10 protein-coding genes and 1 tRNA gene are annotated in these 13,428 nt (G+C 62.9%); 2 read left to right on the forward strand and 9 right to left on the reverse strand.

The features are described from left to right. Positions 1 to 108 precede the first annotated feature (108 nt). The 5 genes from ppdK to Q0603_RS12240 form a co-directional block, all read right to left on the reverse strand. Entirely contained in the window at positions 109 to 3,003 is a 2,895-nt protein-coding gene (gene ppdK, locus Q0603_RS12220; protein ID WP_298726023.1) for a pyruvate, phosphate dikinase, read from the reverse strand. Between the two features lie 7 nt (positions 3,004 to 3,010). Next, positions 3,011 to 5,083 (reverse strand): glycine--tRNA ligase subunit beta, encoded by a 2,073-nt coding sequence (glyS, locus tag Q0603_RS12225; protein WP_298726024.1) that lies wholly within the window; start codon positions 5,081 to 5,083, stop codon positions 3,011 to 3,013. Then, the gene (locus Q0603_RS12230) at positions 5,083 to 5,958 is read right to left on the reverse strand and encodes a glycine--tRNA ligase subunit alpha (RefSeq protein WP_298726197.1); all 876 of its coding nucleotides are present in this window, start codon (positions 5,956 to 5,958) and stop codon (positions 5,083 to 5,085) included. Before Q0603_RS12230 ends, glyS begins: the two co-directional genes overlap by 1 nt. Positions 5,959 to 6,075: 117 nt before the next feature. After that, on the reverse strand, positions 6,076 to 6,309 hold the full coding sequence (locus Q0603_RS12235) for a hypothetical protein (protein WP_298726026.1): 234 nt from the start codon (positions 6,307 to 6,309) through the stop codon (positions 6,076 to 6,078). Positions 6,310 to 6,399: 90 nt separating this feature from the next. Then, positions 6,400 to 7,149, reverse strand: coding sequence for a methyltransferase (locus Q0603_RS12240; protein WP_298726028.1), 750 nt, complete (start codon positions 7,147 to 7,149; stop codon positions 6,400 to 6,402). Positions 7,150 to 7,355: 206 nt separating this feature from the next. On the opposite strand from Q0603_RS12240, the gene Q0603_RS12245 reads away from it, so the two are divergent. Together Q0603_RS12245 and Q0603_RS12250 are read left to right on the forward strand one after the other, a co-directional pair. Continuing rightward, complete coding sequence (locus Q0603_RS12245; protein WP_298726198.1) at positions 7,356 to 8,294, forward strand: polyprenyl synthetase family protein; 939 nt, start codon at positions 7,356 to 7,358, stop codon at positions 8,292 to 8,294. A gap of 86 nt (positions 8,295 to 8,380) precedes the next feature. Then, positions 8,381 to 8,457 (forward strand) — tRNA-Pro (locus Q0603_RS12250). Positions 8,458 to 8,501: 44 nt separating this feature from the next. Here Q0603_RS12250 and Q0603_RS12255 read toward each other — a convergent pair. The 4 genes from Q0603_RS12255 to Q0603_RS12270 form a co-directional block, all read right to left on the reverse strand. Further along, positions 8,502 to 9,413, reverse strand: coding sequence for a DMT family transporter (locus tag Q0603_RS12255; RefSeq protein ID WP_298726030.1), 912 nt, complete (start codon positions 9,411 to 9,413; stop codon positions 8,502 to 8,504). 111 nt (positions 9,414 to 9,524) lie between these two features. Further along, positions 9,525 to 10,706 carry an ABC transporter substrate-binding protein gene (locus Q0603_RS12260; protein ID WP_298726032.1) on the reverse strand — a complete coding sequence of 394 codons (1,182 nt, stop codon included), beginning with the start codon at positions 10,704 to 10,706 and terminating at the stop codon, positions 9,525 to 9,527. Positions 10,707 to 10,790: 84 nt separating this feature from the next. Next, positions 10,791 to 11,981, reverse strand: a complete 1,191-nt coding sequence (locus tag Q0603_RS12265; RefSeq protein ID WP_298726035.1) for an ABC transporter substrate-binding protein — start codon at positions 11,979 to 11,981, stop codon at positions 10,791 to 10,793. A 198-nt stretch (positions 11,982 to 12,179) separates the two neighbouring features. Beyond that, positions 12,180 to 13,358 (reverse strand): ABC transporter substrate-binding protein, encoded by a 1,179-nt coding sequence (locus tag Q0603_RS12270; RefSeq protein ID WP_298726037.1) that lies wholly within the window; start codon positions 13,356 to 13,358, stop codon positions 12,180 to 12,182. Positions 13,359 to 13,428 lie beyond the last annotated feature (70 nt).

Genomic DNA, 13,428 nt, shown 5'->3' on the forward strand with positions numbered 1-13,428 from the left:
CCAACCTGTCGCGGATCGCCACAGGAAACAAATAACAAAGCCGTGCTGAAAACGAAAACGGCGCCGGATTTCTCCGGCGCCGCTTCACGAAGCAGTGAATGCCGCAACTCAGGCTTCGCTCGCCTTCTCTTCCGAGATGGCGGCCTGGGCGGCGGCCAGGCGCGCGATCGGCACGCGATAGGGCGAGCAGGACACGTAATCCAGTCCCGCCTTGTGGCAGAAGCGGACGGACGAGGGATCGCCGCCATGCTCGCCGCAGATGCCGAGCTTCAGATCCTTGCGGCTGCTGCGGCCACGTTCGGCCGCGATCTTGACCAGCTCGCCGACGCCAGCCTGATCGATGCTGACAAACGGATCGCGGTCGAAGATGCCGGCCTTCAGGTAGTCTTCCATGAACAGGGCCGAGTCGTCGCGGCTGATGCCGAGCGTCGTCTGCGTCAGGTCGTTGGTGCCGAAGGAGAAGAACTCAGCGGTCTCGGCGATCTCGGCGGCGCGCAGAGCGGCGCGCGGCAGCTCGATCATCGTGCCGACCAGGTACTTCACCTTCTTGCCCTTCTCCTTGAAGACGGCCTGGGCAACGGCATCGACGCGCTTCTTCATGAAGTCGATCTCGGCCTTGGTGGCGACCAGCGGGATCATCACCTCCGGCTCGACCGGCTTGCCGCCGCCCTGCGTGACCTCGACGGCAGCCTCGAAGATGGCGCGCGCCTGCATCTCGTAGATTTCCGGATAGGTGATGCCGAGGCGGCAACCGCGATGGCCCAGCATCGGGTTGGTCTCTTCCAGAGCCTTCTTGCGTTCCTTCAGCGCCGCCACCGACAGGCCCGTGCCCTTGGCGACCGCCTCGAAATCGGCGTCGGTCTTGGGCAGGAATTCATGCAGCGGCGGATCGAGCAGGCGGATCGTCACCGGACGGCCGGCCATGATCTTGAACAGCTGCACGAAGTCGTTGCGCTGCATCGGCAGAATCTTGGCCAGAGCCTTGCGGCGGCCTTCGACATTGTCCGACAGGATCATCTCGCGCACCGCGGTGATGCGGTCGGCGTCGAAGAACATATGCTCGGTGCGGCACAGGCCGATGCCTTCGCAGCCGAAGCGCACGGCGGTTTCCGCATCGGCCGGGGTTTCGGCATTGGTGCGGACCTTCAGCTTGCGCAGCTTGTCGGCCCAGCTCATCAGCAGGCCGAAATCGCCCGAGAGCTGCGGCTCGATCATCGGCATCAGGCCGAGGATCACTTCGCCGGTGGAGCCGTCGATGGTGATGACATCACCCTTGTTCACGGTGATATCGCCAGCCGTCATCTTGTTGGCGGCATAGTCGATGCGGATGCCACCGGCACCGGAAACGCAGGGCCGGCCCATGCCGCGCGCGACCACCGCCGCATGGCTGGTGGTGCCCCCGCGCGCCGTGAGGATGCCCTTGGCGGCATGCATGCCGTGGATGTCTTCCGGCGAGGTCTCGACGCGGCAGAGGATCACCGCCTCGCCCTTCGACGCCATCTGCTCAGCTTCGTCGGCCTGGAAGACAACCTTGCCGCTGGCAGCGCCCGGCGACGCCGCCAAGCCCTTGGCGATCACCTTGCGCGGCGCCTTCGGATCGGGCGTCGGATGCAGCAGCTGGTCCAGCGAAGCCGGATCGATGCGATCCACCGCCTCAGCCTGGCTGATCAGCTTTTCCTTCACCATGTCGACGGCGATCTTGATCGCCGCCTTGGCGGTGCGCTTGCCCGAACGGGTCTGCAGCATCCACAGCTTGCCCTGCTGGACCGTGAATTCGATGTCCTGCATGTCGCGGTAATGCTTTTCCAGCTTCTGGAAAACATTCACCAGCTGCTTGAAGGTCTCGGGCATCGACTCTTCCATCGAGGGCAGGTCGTTGCCGGCCTTCAGGCGGGCAGCCTTGGTGAGCTGCTGCGGCGTGCGGATACCGGCGACCACGTCTTCGCCCTGAGCGTTGATCAGGTATTCGCCGTAATAGTTCTTCTCGCCTGTCGCCGGATCGCGGGTGAAGGCAACGCCGGTGCAGGAGGTGTCGCCCATATTGCCGAACACCATCGCCTGCACGTTCACCGCCGTGCCCCACGAGGCCGGGATGTTGTTCAGCGCGCGGTAGGTGATGGCACGCTGGTTCATCCAGCTCTGGAAGACGGCGCCGATGGCGCCCCAAAGCTGGTCATGGACATCCTGCGGGAAGGGCTTGCCCAGCTCCTTCTCGACCATCTTCTTGTAGGCGGCGACGATTTCCTTCCAGTCCTCGGCCTTCAGATCGGTATCGAGATTGAAGCCGCGTTCTTCCTTATGCATCTCGAGAATTTCCTCGAAATGCTCGTGCCCGACGCCAAGCACGACGTCGGAATACATCTGGATGAAGCGGCGGTAGCTGTCCCAGGCAAACCGCTCATTGCCGGACTGGCGCGCCAGCGCCTCGACGGTGACGTCGTTGAGACCGAGATTGAGCACGGTGTCCATCATGCCCGGCATCGAGGCGCGGGCGCCGGAGCGCACCGAGACCAGCAGCGGCATGGTGGAATCGCCGAACTTGGCGCCGACCAGCTTCTCGACGGTGGCCAGCGCCGCCTCGACCTGCCCCTTCAGCGCGGGCGGATACTTCTTGCCGTTGTCGTAATAGGCGGTGCAGACTTCGGTGGTGATGGTAAAGCCCGGCGGCACCGGCAGGCCGAGATTGGACATCTCGGCGAGGTTGGCGCCCTTGCCGCCCAGCAGTTCGCGCATATCGGCGCGGCCTTCCGCCTTGCCGTCGCCGAAGCTGTAAACCAGCTTGCCCTTGATCGGGGCTGGCGCCTTGGAAGCGGCAGCCTTCTTCGCAACCAGCTTCTTCGTAACGGACTTCTTTGCGACCGGCTTCCTGGCCTTGGCGGCCTTCTTCGCCTTGACAGCCTTCTTGACCTTCACCGCGGTCTTGCGCACCGCAGTTTTAGCTCGTGTGCTGGCCGTCTTAGCCTTGAGCTTGGTTTTGGCTTTTTTCTGCTTCGGCTTGGCCATAGCGCTCTCACCCTTCGATCTGGGAAAAATCCGCAATACGATCCATGCTTCCAGCGACCGCTGAAAGCAAACTCAAGCGATTGCGACGCACGGCGGCATCGTCGCTGTTCACAGTCACGCGGTCGAAGAAAGCGTCGACGGGCTGACGTAGCCGAGAAAGTGTGGCCAGATAAAGGCGGAAATCAGCCTCATCTTGCGTCGCCCCCGCTTTGTCACCGCCGAATTCGGCAAGGCCGGCAACCAGCGCGCGTTCCTCGTCCTGCTTGATCAGTCCGCCATCGACTTCGCCCAGTTGCAGATCGGGCGTCTTCTTCAGTTCCGCGCGCACGATATTGTTGGCGCGGCGATAAGCGACCAGCAGATTGCCGCCGTCGGGCTCGGCCAGGAAGCGGCTCAGCGCGTCGACCTTGGCCAGCACCCGGACCAGATCGTCGTCGCCGCCCTTGGCGAAGACGGCCGCGATCAGATCGTGCCGCACGCCCTTCTCGCGCAGATGCACCTTCAGGCGGTCGACGAAGAACTGCATCAGCTCCTCGACCGGATTGCGGTCGGGGGCGGCCTGAACCAGTTGCAGCGACAGCGCCGAGCGGAATAGCGGCCGCAGCGGCAATGACAGCTTGTTTTCGATGATCAGGCGGATCACGCCCAGAGCGGCGCGGCGCAGGGCGAAGGGGTCTTTCGAACCGGTCGGCCTCTCGTCGATGGCGAAGAAGCCACTCAGCGTGTCGATCTTGTCGGCCAGCGCAACAGCCACCGCCACCTTATCCGACGGGCAGCGGTCATTCGGGCCCTGCGGCGAATAATGCTGGGCGATCGCCTCAGCCACGGGCGCGGGCTCGCCGTCATGCAGCGCGTAATAGCGGCCCATGATTCCCTGCAGTTCAGGGAACTCGCCCACCACGCCGCTGACCAGATCGGCCTTGGCCAGCCGCGCGGCGCGGCGTGCCTGCGTGGCATCGCCCTGGATCTGGGTGGCGATCTCATAGGCCAGGCGCTCCACACGCTCGACCTTCTGCGCCACCGTGCCCAGCTTGGCATGGAAGACGATGTCGTTCAGCGCCGGCAGACGGCTTTCCAGCTTCTGCTTGCGGTCCTGGTCCCAGAAGAACTTGGCATCCGACAGACGCGCATTCAGCACGCGCTGATTGCCCGCCACCACCTGCTTGCCGCCGTCGTCGGTCAGCGTGTTGGCGACGATGACGAAACGCGGCGCCAGTTTGCCGGTCGCATCGTTGAGCGCGAAATACTTCTGATGCGTCCGCATCGTTGTGGTCAGGATTTCGCGCGGCACATCCATGTATTCCTGCGGGATCGTGCCCAGCAGGACCACCGGCTGCTCGACCAGGCCAGTCACCTCATCGGCCAGGCCCGGATCGTCCACCAGGGTCAGCCCTTCATTGGCGGCGGCGAATTGCGCGTCCTTCAGGATGCGTTCGCGGCGCGCGGCAAAATCGGGCTCGACATAGGCGGCGCGCAGGCGGCGCAGATAATCGGCGGCATCGCGTACGGCAAAACGCTGCGGCGCCTGGAAGCGATGGCCACAGGTGGTATCGCCGCTGGTGAGATGACCAAAAGCAAACGGGACAACCTGGCCCTCGAACAGGCACAGGATCGAATGCAGCGGTCGCACCCAGCGCAGGTCATACGCGCCCCAGCGCATGGATTTCGGCCAGGGCAACTGACCGATCACCTCAGGCAGCAGGCCTGCCAGCACATCGGCCGTTGCAGCGCCGGGCTTTTCAACCACGGCAAACCAGAATTCCGCCTTGCCGACTTCACGCTTCTCGCATTGATCGAGCGAAGTCAGGCCCGCCGAACGCAAGAAACCCTGAATGGCCGCATCGGGCGAGCCGATGCGCGGTCCCTTCTTTTCCTCGCGCACGGTCTGCGTCTGACGCGGCAGGCCCTTGACCACCAGCGCCAGGCGGCGCGGCGTCACATAGCTCTGATAGCTCTCAAAGGTCAGACCGGCTTTCTTCAGCGCCTCGGTGGCCAGGCGCGCAAGATCGTCGGCCGCACGCTGCTGCATGCGGGCCGGAATCTCTTCCGACTGCAGCTCGAGCAGTAATTCGCCGAGCATCAGCCAATCTCCCCGTTATGGCCGCGCGACTTCAGCCACTGGGCGCAGCATGCCTTCGCCAGTGCGCGCACCCGGCCGATATAGGCGGCCCGCTCGGTCACGCTGATCACGCCGCGTGCATCGAGCAGGTTGAAGGTATGGCTCGCCTTCAAACATTGGTCATAGGCAGGCAAAGCCAGGCCGGCCGCGATCAGACGGCCGCATTCCTGCTCGACATCGGCAAAGCGGCGGAACAGCTGTTCCGTGTCGGCATGCTCGAAATTGTAGGCGGAGAATTCCCGCTCGGCCTGCAGGAACACCTCGCCATAGGTGTTGCCGCGGCCGTTGAAATCGAGGTCGTAGACGTTGTCCTTGCCCTGCACATACATGGCAAGACGCTCGAGACCGTAGGTGATCTCGGCGGAAACCGGATTGCAGTCAAAGCCGCCGACCTGCTGGAAATAGGTGAACTGCGTCACTTCCATGCCGTCGCACCAGACTTCCCAGCCCAGGCCCCAGGCGCCGAGCGTCGGATTCTCCCAGTCGTCCTCGACGAAGCGGATGTCGTGGCGCTTGGGCGAGATGCCGAGCGCTTCCAGCGACCCGAGATAAAGATCGAGCACGTTTTCCGGGCTTGGCTTCAGAATCACCTGGAACTGATAGTAATGCTGCAGGCGATTCGGGTTCTCGCCATAACGGCCGTCTTTCGGCCGGCGCGAGGGCTGCACATAGGCGGCATTCCAGGGCTCAGGCCCCAGCGCGCGCAGCGTGGTCGCGGGATGCGAGGTGCCGGCACCGACCTCCATGTCATAAGGCTGCAGCAGGATGCAACCTTGACGCGCCCAATAGGTCTGCAGAGCGAGAATCAGGTCCTGAAACGACGAAGCCGCGGCGATTCCGGTGGGCGCCATCGTGGAGTCCTTTGCGCTCTCGCCCTTTGTTGCGGTGCGGGGTGATCGAAAAACGGGCGGACCTTAACCACCGCCCGCCTCAGGGTCAAGGGATTGGGGATTTTATGCGGACGGATACGGACAATTCTGCTGGCCGCAGGATTTCGCCGCGCCCGGCGCGACATAGATGCCGCAAACGGAGCATGCCACCATGTCCTCCGCAGTGACCGGCCGGCGCGGCTGCGAGTCGACGGTATCGGCAGCGGGCTTGTCGCCGACGGCCTTCTTCCGGTTAACGTAACGAAAGCCGTACCAGACACCGGCAATCACAAGAATCAGCAACAGGTATTTCAGCATGGGGGCCTATTTGCCGTAGCCGGCAGCGGGTCTATGGCAGGGGATCGCTCACCGATACTGCGGCCTCCCCCGCCCGGCCGCAAGGCCTGGCTAGGCCGGCAGGGCCGCACCGCTGCGCAGCACCGCATCGACCTCGGGAAAATAACTGCCATCTGGACGATGCAGCACGATGCCCGGTTCCAGGGTGAGGGGCGCCTTGCTGCCCTTGATGGCCCGCAGGATGACGCGCTTGGCCGGCTCGCCTGCGCGCGACCACAGCGGCGTGATGCGGATCGCGCCGGCTTTTTTTGCCATCAGGGCGTCTAATAATTCCGGCAGGCGTTCGCTGCGATGGATCAGCGTGATGCCGCCGCCTGGCCTGGCATGGCGCAGCAAGGCTGCGACCCATTGTCCCAGGTCCGCCTCACCATTTTCATGGCGCGCGGTGGCGCGGCCGGCATGGGGCGATATGCGATGCCGGCTGGCGTCGAAATAGGGCGGATTCGCAAAAACCTGATCATAAGTGTTGGGCGTGATTCCGGCGATGCGCTTGCGGATATCGCCGGCGACGACCCGCAAACGCCCCTCCATCTTATTGGCCGCGATATTGCGGGTGCAGAGGGAAACCAGATCCTCCTGGATTTCGATCCCGTCGACGGCAATATCCGGCTGCCTGGCGGCAAGGCACAGCATGCCAACGCCGGTGCCGCAGCCCAGTTCCAGCACCCGCATGCCCGGACGGGCCGGCACGGCGGCGGCCAGCATCACGGCATCGGCACTGGCGCGCTGGCCCTTGCGCGGCTGCTCAATGCGTACCAATCCCCCCAAAAGGGCGTCACAAGTCAGTTCTGTAGGCGTCATAAGCCCTTAATGGCGCGTTTTGAGGCCGGAGTGGCGCTTGACCGACCTTGCCATCCCACTATGCTCCAGCCAGACCGTTCCAGACAACATAGCCAGACACCACAGGCCGCGTAGTGCAGACCGCTCCGAAAAAACAGCCCCATGATACCGTTTCGGGTGCCGTGAAGCCGAGCATCGAACCGCTGCGCGCGTTGGTCGCCGCTGATATGGAGGCGGTGAACCGCGAAATCCTGCGTCGCATGGAAAGTGACGTCAGGCTGATTCCGGAACTGGCCAGCCATCTGATCGCCGCCGGTGGCAAGCGCATCCGGCCGCTGCTGACGCTTGGCGCCGCCAAGCTGTGCGGCTATCGCGGCGACAAGCATGTCCTGCTCGCGACCTGTGTCGAATTCATCCATACCGCCACGCTGCTGCATGACGACGTGGTGGATGAGAGCGAACGCCGCCGCGGCAACACCACGGCCAACGTGCTGTGGGGCAACCAGGCCTCGGTGCTGGTCGGCGACTTCCTGTTCAGCCGCGCCTTCCAGCTGATGGTGGAAACCGGCTCGCTGGAGGTGCTGCGCATCCTGGCAAACGCCTCGGCGGTGATTGCCGAAGGCGAAGTGCTGCAGCTGATGACCGCCAATGACATGAATTCAACCGAGGCCGATTACCTGAAGGTCATCGAATCGAAGACGGCGGCGCTGTTCGCCGCGGCCTGCCGGGTCGGCGGCGTGATTGCCGAGCGCCCGGCCGAGGACGTTCAGGCGCTGGACGATTATGGCCGGTATCTGGGTATTGCCTTCCAGCTCGTTGACGATGCGCTGGATTATGCCTCCGACGGGGCGACCTTGGGCAAGAATACCGGCGATGACTTCCGCGAAGGCAAGGTCACCCTGCCGGTGACGCTGGCCTTCAGCCGCGGCTCGGAGGCCGAGCGGGATTTCTGGCGCCGGGTGATCGAGCGCCCGGAGGAGCAGACCGCCGAGGACTGGCCACAGGCTCTGCGCTACATCGACCGCTACAATGCCATCGACGAAACCCTGGCCCGCGCCCGCCTCTACGGCCAGAAGGCGCGCCAGGCGCTGCTGACGCTTCCGGCCGGCGCGATGCGCGATGCCATGGCGGAAACCATCGATTTCGCCATCGAGCGGGCTCTGTAAACGGCTGAAAACGCCGCCGATTTTCCTTAACCCTTGCCGCTTGCGGCCAAGCCCCCTAGGCGCTATACAGGCGCCCGCGCCGGTGTCGGAGTGTAGCTCAGCCTGGTAGAGCACTAGCTTCGGGAGCTAGGGGCCGGAGGTTCGAATCCTCTCACTCCGACCAGCGCGCAGTTTTCTCCCGCATATCCCCTCTCTTCAGCCCAGTCCTTATTCGGTCCAGACCTTCGGCACCTTCTGCCGGCGGATCGTTTCGCGATAGAGGATGTAAAGCCCGCTCGCCACCACGATGGCGCAGCCGATCCAGGTCTGCAGATCGGGAAAGTCGCCCCAGATATACCAGCCGAACAGCACCGACCAGATCAGGTGGGTGTAATCGAACGGCGCCACCACCGAGGCCGGCGCAAGCCCATAGGCGCGGGTCATGGCAAGCTGCGCCAATCCGCCCACCAGGCCAACGGCGATCAGCAGCGGCAAGTCGCTCCAAGCTGGCGTTACCCAGAACCACGGCAAGGCCAGGCCGGTGAACAGGGTGCAGAAAGCGGTGAAATAGAAGGCGATGGTGGTCGAGGGTTCGGTGTCGCTCAATTTGCGGATCTGAATCATCGCCAGCGCATAGAGCGCCGTGGCGCCGACGACGACGATGGCGCCGCTTTGCAGCATCCCCTCGCCCGGCCGCACGATCACCAACATGCCGATGAAGCCGACCACAATGGCCGACCAGCGATGGATGCCGACCTTCTCGCGCAGCAGCCAGATCGACAGGAAGGCGATGAAGATCGGTCCCGAAAACGAGATCGCGGTGACATCGGCCAGCGGCATCGAGCCGTAAGCGAAGAAAAAGCCGAGCATCGCAACACAGCCGAAGCCGGACCGCAGGCCGTGATCCAGGACCCGCCGGGTGCGCAGCACGCCGAAGCCGCCGGGTCCGCGCGCCACCATGAACAGGATGGGCGGAAAGGCGCAGAGACTGCGGAAAAACATCACCTGCACTGTGGGATAGCTGGCGACCAGCCACTTCACCAGAGCGTCCATGACGCCGAACAGCGTGACAGCAGCAACCATATAGCCGATGCCGAGCGGCACGTTCGACATCGGGGCAGCGAATGGGGAAGACGACATGTGAAAGCGAACCGGAAAAGGATGGCCCGGCATGTCTGCCATGCCGGGCCGGTTACGCAACAGATTAGCGGAAGCTTTCGCGATCGGCCAGATCGCGCCCGGCCGCAACGGCTAGAAAGCCAGCGGCTCGGTCACGCGCTGCCAGCGGCCATTCTTGACCTGTGCCATGAAAACAGCATCGGTGCCGTGATGCTTGTTCGGCCCGAAGGTCATCACCGGCCCGCCGAAGATGTCCCGATAGCCCTGGATCGATTCCATCGCCTTCAGGAAGCTCTCCAGCGTCAGATCCTTGCCCGCGCGGTCCAGCCCCATGACGATCAGATCGGCCGCCACATAGGAGAATTGTGCCGCCGGATTGGGATCGGCGCCGTATTTCTCGCGATACTTCTCCACCCATTGCTGCAAGGCCGCATTGCTGGAATCCCGATAGGGCGCTTCGATCTGCGTCATGGCGTACAGCCCCTCGGTGGCGCCGCCCGGTGCGCTGGCAACCGCCAGATCGAATGTGGCCGTCGTTCCGACCATGTCGACATCCCAGCCCATCTTCTTCGCCGTACTGACCGGCAGGATGCTGTCGCGGATGATTGAACCCAAAGCGATCAGGTCGCAACCGGACGCCCGCAGCTTGGTCAGATGCGCGGTGAAGTCGGTATCGGTCGGCTTATGCGTGGTTGAATCCGCCAGCTTCACGTTCATCGCCGCCAGCTGATCCTTCACGCCCTCGAAGACTTCGCGGCCGAAATCGGTGTCCTGGTAAAGAGCGCAGATGTTCTTCTTGCCCCGCTCCTGCACGAAGTAGCGCATCGCGCTCCGCATCTGGGCGTAGTAGGACGCACCCGCCGCCCATTTCATCGGATGGAACGGCTCATAAAGCTGCCGCGCCCAGCTCAAGGGAAAGAAGTTCGGCACACCCAGCTTGATCTGTTCGGGCAGGACCGCGTTGTTCATCGGCGTGCCGGCGCCCAGCAGGATGAGAAACACCTTGTCCCGGTGCAGCAGCTTGTTGGCCGCCTGTACGGCACGTGGCACCTGATACTGGCTGTCTTCGACAATATAGCGGATCATGCGGCCATGAATCCCGCCTGCTGCATTCACCTCATCGAAACGCATGCGGGCCGCATTGGAGGAATGCACCCCGAAAGCTGCCGCCACGCCGGACAGATCGGTATGGGTGCCGATCACGATCTCCGTCTTGGTGATGCCCTGGCCCTTGTTTTGGGCAACCGCCAGGCCGCCGCTGGCGGCAATCAGGATAACCGCGGCCGCGCCGCAGATGTTACGCACCGCCTTCATCGTCGTTCTCCCGATTCTGATTTTTCAGCATGAAAAAGGCTGCGACCGCCGCCAAGCGGTCACAGCCCAACATCGCGGATGCCGTCAGCTGCCGTAATTGACCGGGCCGGCAACAGTGACGAACTTCCCCTTTTGCACCTGATACAGGAAGCTTTCGTTCGAGCCCTGATGTTTGTCCGGACCGAAACTGACCACCGGCCCCCCGAACATGTCGCGATAGCCTTTGATCGATTCCATCCCCTTGATGAAGGCGTCGGTCGTCAGGTCCTTGCCGGCGCGATCCAGCGCGGTGATGATCAGATCCATCAGGCTGTATCCATAGACGGCGCCGATATTCGGATCGCTGCCGAACGTCTCCTTGTAGCGATCCATCCAGGCAACCAGATGCTGCGGCGCGGTGTCACGATAGGGAAACACGGTTCCAGCCATGGCGTAGAAGCCTTCGGTGGCCCCGCCCGGCGCGCCGGCAACCGTCTGGTCGTAGCTGGCCGACGATCCGATGAAGTCGACGTCATTCCATCCCATCTTCCGGGCCGTGCCATAGGGCACGATGGCATCGCGGATGATCGATCCGGAGGCAATCAGGTCGCAATTTGCCGCGCGCAGTTTGGAAATCTGAGCGGTGAAGTCGGTATCGGCCGGCTTGTTGGTGGCGGTTTCGACCAGTTCCATATTCATCGCCTTGGCCTGATCGCGCGCCGCTTCGAAGATCTCTTTGCCGAAATCGGTGTCCTGATACAGGCTGCAGATGCGCTTTTTGCCCTTGCTGGCCACCATCCAGGCGATGCCGGCGCGGATCTGGTCATAATAGGAAGACTGCGCCACGAATTTCATGCGATCGAAGGGCTGATACATCTGGCGCGCCGCCGTCAGCGGAAACAGGTTCGGCACGCCCGCCTTGAACTGGTCCGGCAGCACCGCATTGTTCATCGGCGTGCCCAGCGAGCCGGCCATCAGAAAAATGTTGTCGCGATGGAGCAGCTTGTTCGCCGCCTGCACCGCGCGCGGCACCTGATACTGATTGTCCTCGACCACCAGCTTGATCTTGCGGCCATGGATACCGCCTTGCGCATTCACCTCCTCAATGCGCATCCGCATCGCATTCGATGAATTGACACCGTAGGATGCCGCCGGGCCGCTGAGGTCCGTGTGCATGCCGATGACGATTTCGGTTTTGGTGACGCCGCGAACCTTGGCGGGCTGTGCGGCAACATGTCCAACAAAAAGCACTGAAGAGGCCGCCGCAGCGACCGCGAGTACATTGACCCTACGCATGCCAACCTCCCTCGTCTTTTGTGTGGTTATGCCGGGCAAGCCTAGCCCGGAACGCCAACGAGGGCATTGTCAATTTACGTTATGACAGTGTTATTGTCCCTTCAGTGTAATGACATTGGCAGCTGCAAATGAAAACGCCCGCGGCAGATACCGCGGGCGTTACGTTTCTCGCCGATTTCAGCGGATCTGCAGTCAGCGTCAGTATTTCAGCGGACCGGCGATCTGCACGAAGCGGCCCTTCTGAATCTGATAGAACAGCACTTCTGTCGTGCCCTGATGCTTCTGCGGGCCGAAATTGATCACGGGGCCGCCGAAGATGTCGCGGTAGCCCTGGATGCCTTCCAGCGCCTTGACGAACTTCTCGGTGGTCACGTCCTTGCCCACCCGCTGCAGCGCCGTCACGATCAGGTCGGCGATGTTGTGGCCATAGACCGCGCCGATATTCGGATCGCTGCCATACTTCGCCTTGTAGGCATCCCACCAGGCCGCGACGGTGGCATTGGCGGTATCGCGATAGGGCATCACCGTACCGGCGCCGACATAAAGGCCTTCGGTGGCGCCGCCCGGTGCGCTGGCGACGATCTGGTCGAAGCTCGCCGACTGCGAGACGAAGTCCACATCGGTCCAGCCCATCTTGCGCGCGGTGGCATAAGGCACGATGGCGTCGCGCACGATGGCGCCCAGCGCCACGAGATCGCAGCCGGAGTTGCGCAGCTTGGTGATCTGGGCGGTGAAGTCGGTATCGGTCGGCTTGTTCGTCGCCGTATCCACCACCTGCATGTTCATCGCCTTGGCCTGATCCTGCACGCCTTCCAGGATTTCCTTGCCGAAATCGGTGTCCTGATACAGCGTGCAGAGCTTCTTGCGGCCGTTCTTCTCGACCAGATACTTAATGCCTGCGCGGATATGGTCGTAATAGCTGGAGAAGGTCTGGAACTTCAGCGGATGGAACGGCTCGACCATCGAGCGCGCCGCCGTCAGCGGCGACAGGTTCGGCACGCCTGCCTTGAACTGCTCGGCAAACACCGCGTTGTTATGCGGCGTGCCCAGCGCGCCGGCCATCAGGAAGATCTTGTCGCGGTTGATCAGCTTGTTCGCCGCCTGCACCGCGCGCGGCACCTGATACTGGTGGTCCTCGACGATCAGGCGGATCTTGCGGCCATGCACGCCACCCTCGGCATTGACCTTGTCAAAATACAGCCGCATCGCATTCGACACATGAACGCCATAGGACGCCGCGGGTCCGCTCAGATCGGTATGCTGACCGATCACGATCTCATTCTTGGTGACGCCCCGCACGTCCTGCGCCATGGCCGGTGCAGTTAGGACCATGGCCAAGGCTGTGGCGGCAACCCCGAATATAAATCCCCGTTGCATTTCAAGCTCCCTATAAGTTTTTGTTATTTGCAGGATCAGGCTAGCGCGGAACTGTCCGGGGCGTAAGCGG

This window comes from uncultured Ferrovibrio sp. (genome assembly GCF_937960835.1).
In the GTDB taxonomy this organism is placed as follows: domain Bacteria; phylum Pseudomonadota; class Alphaproteobacteria; order Ferrovibrionales; family Ferrovibrionaceae; genus Ferrovibrio.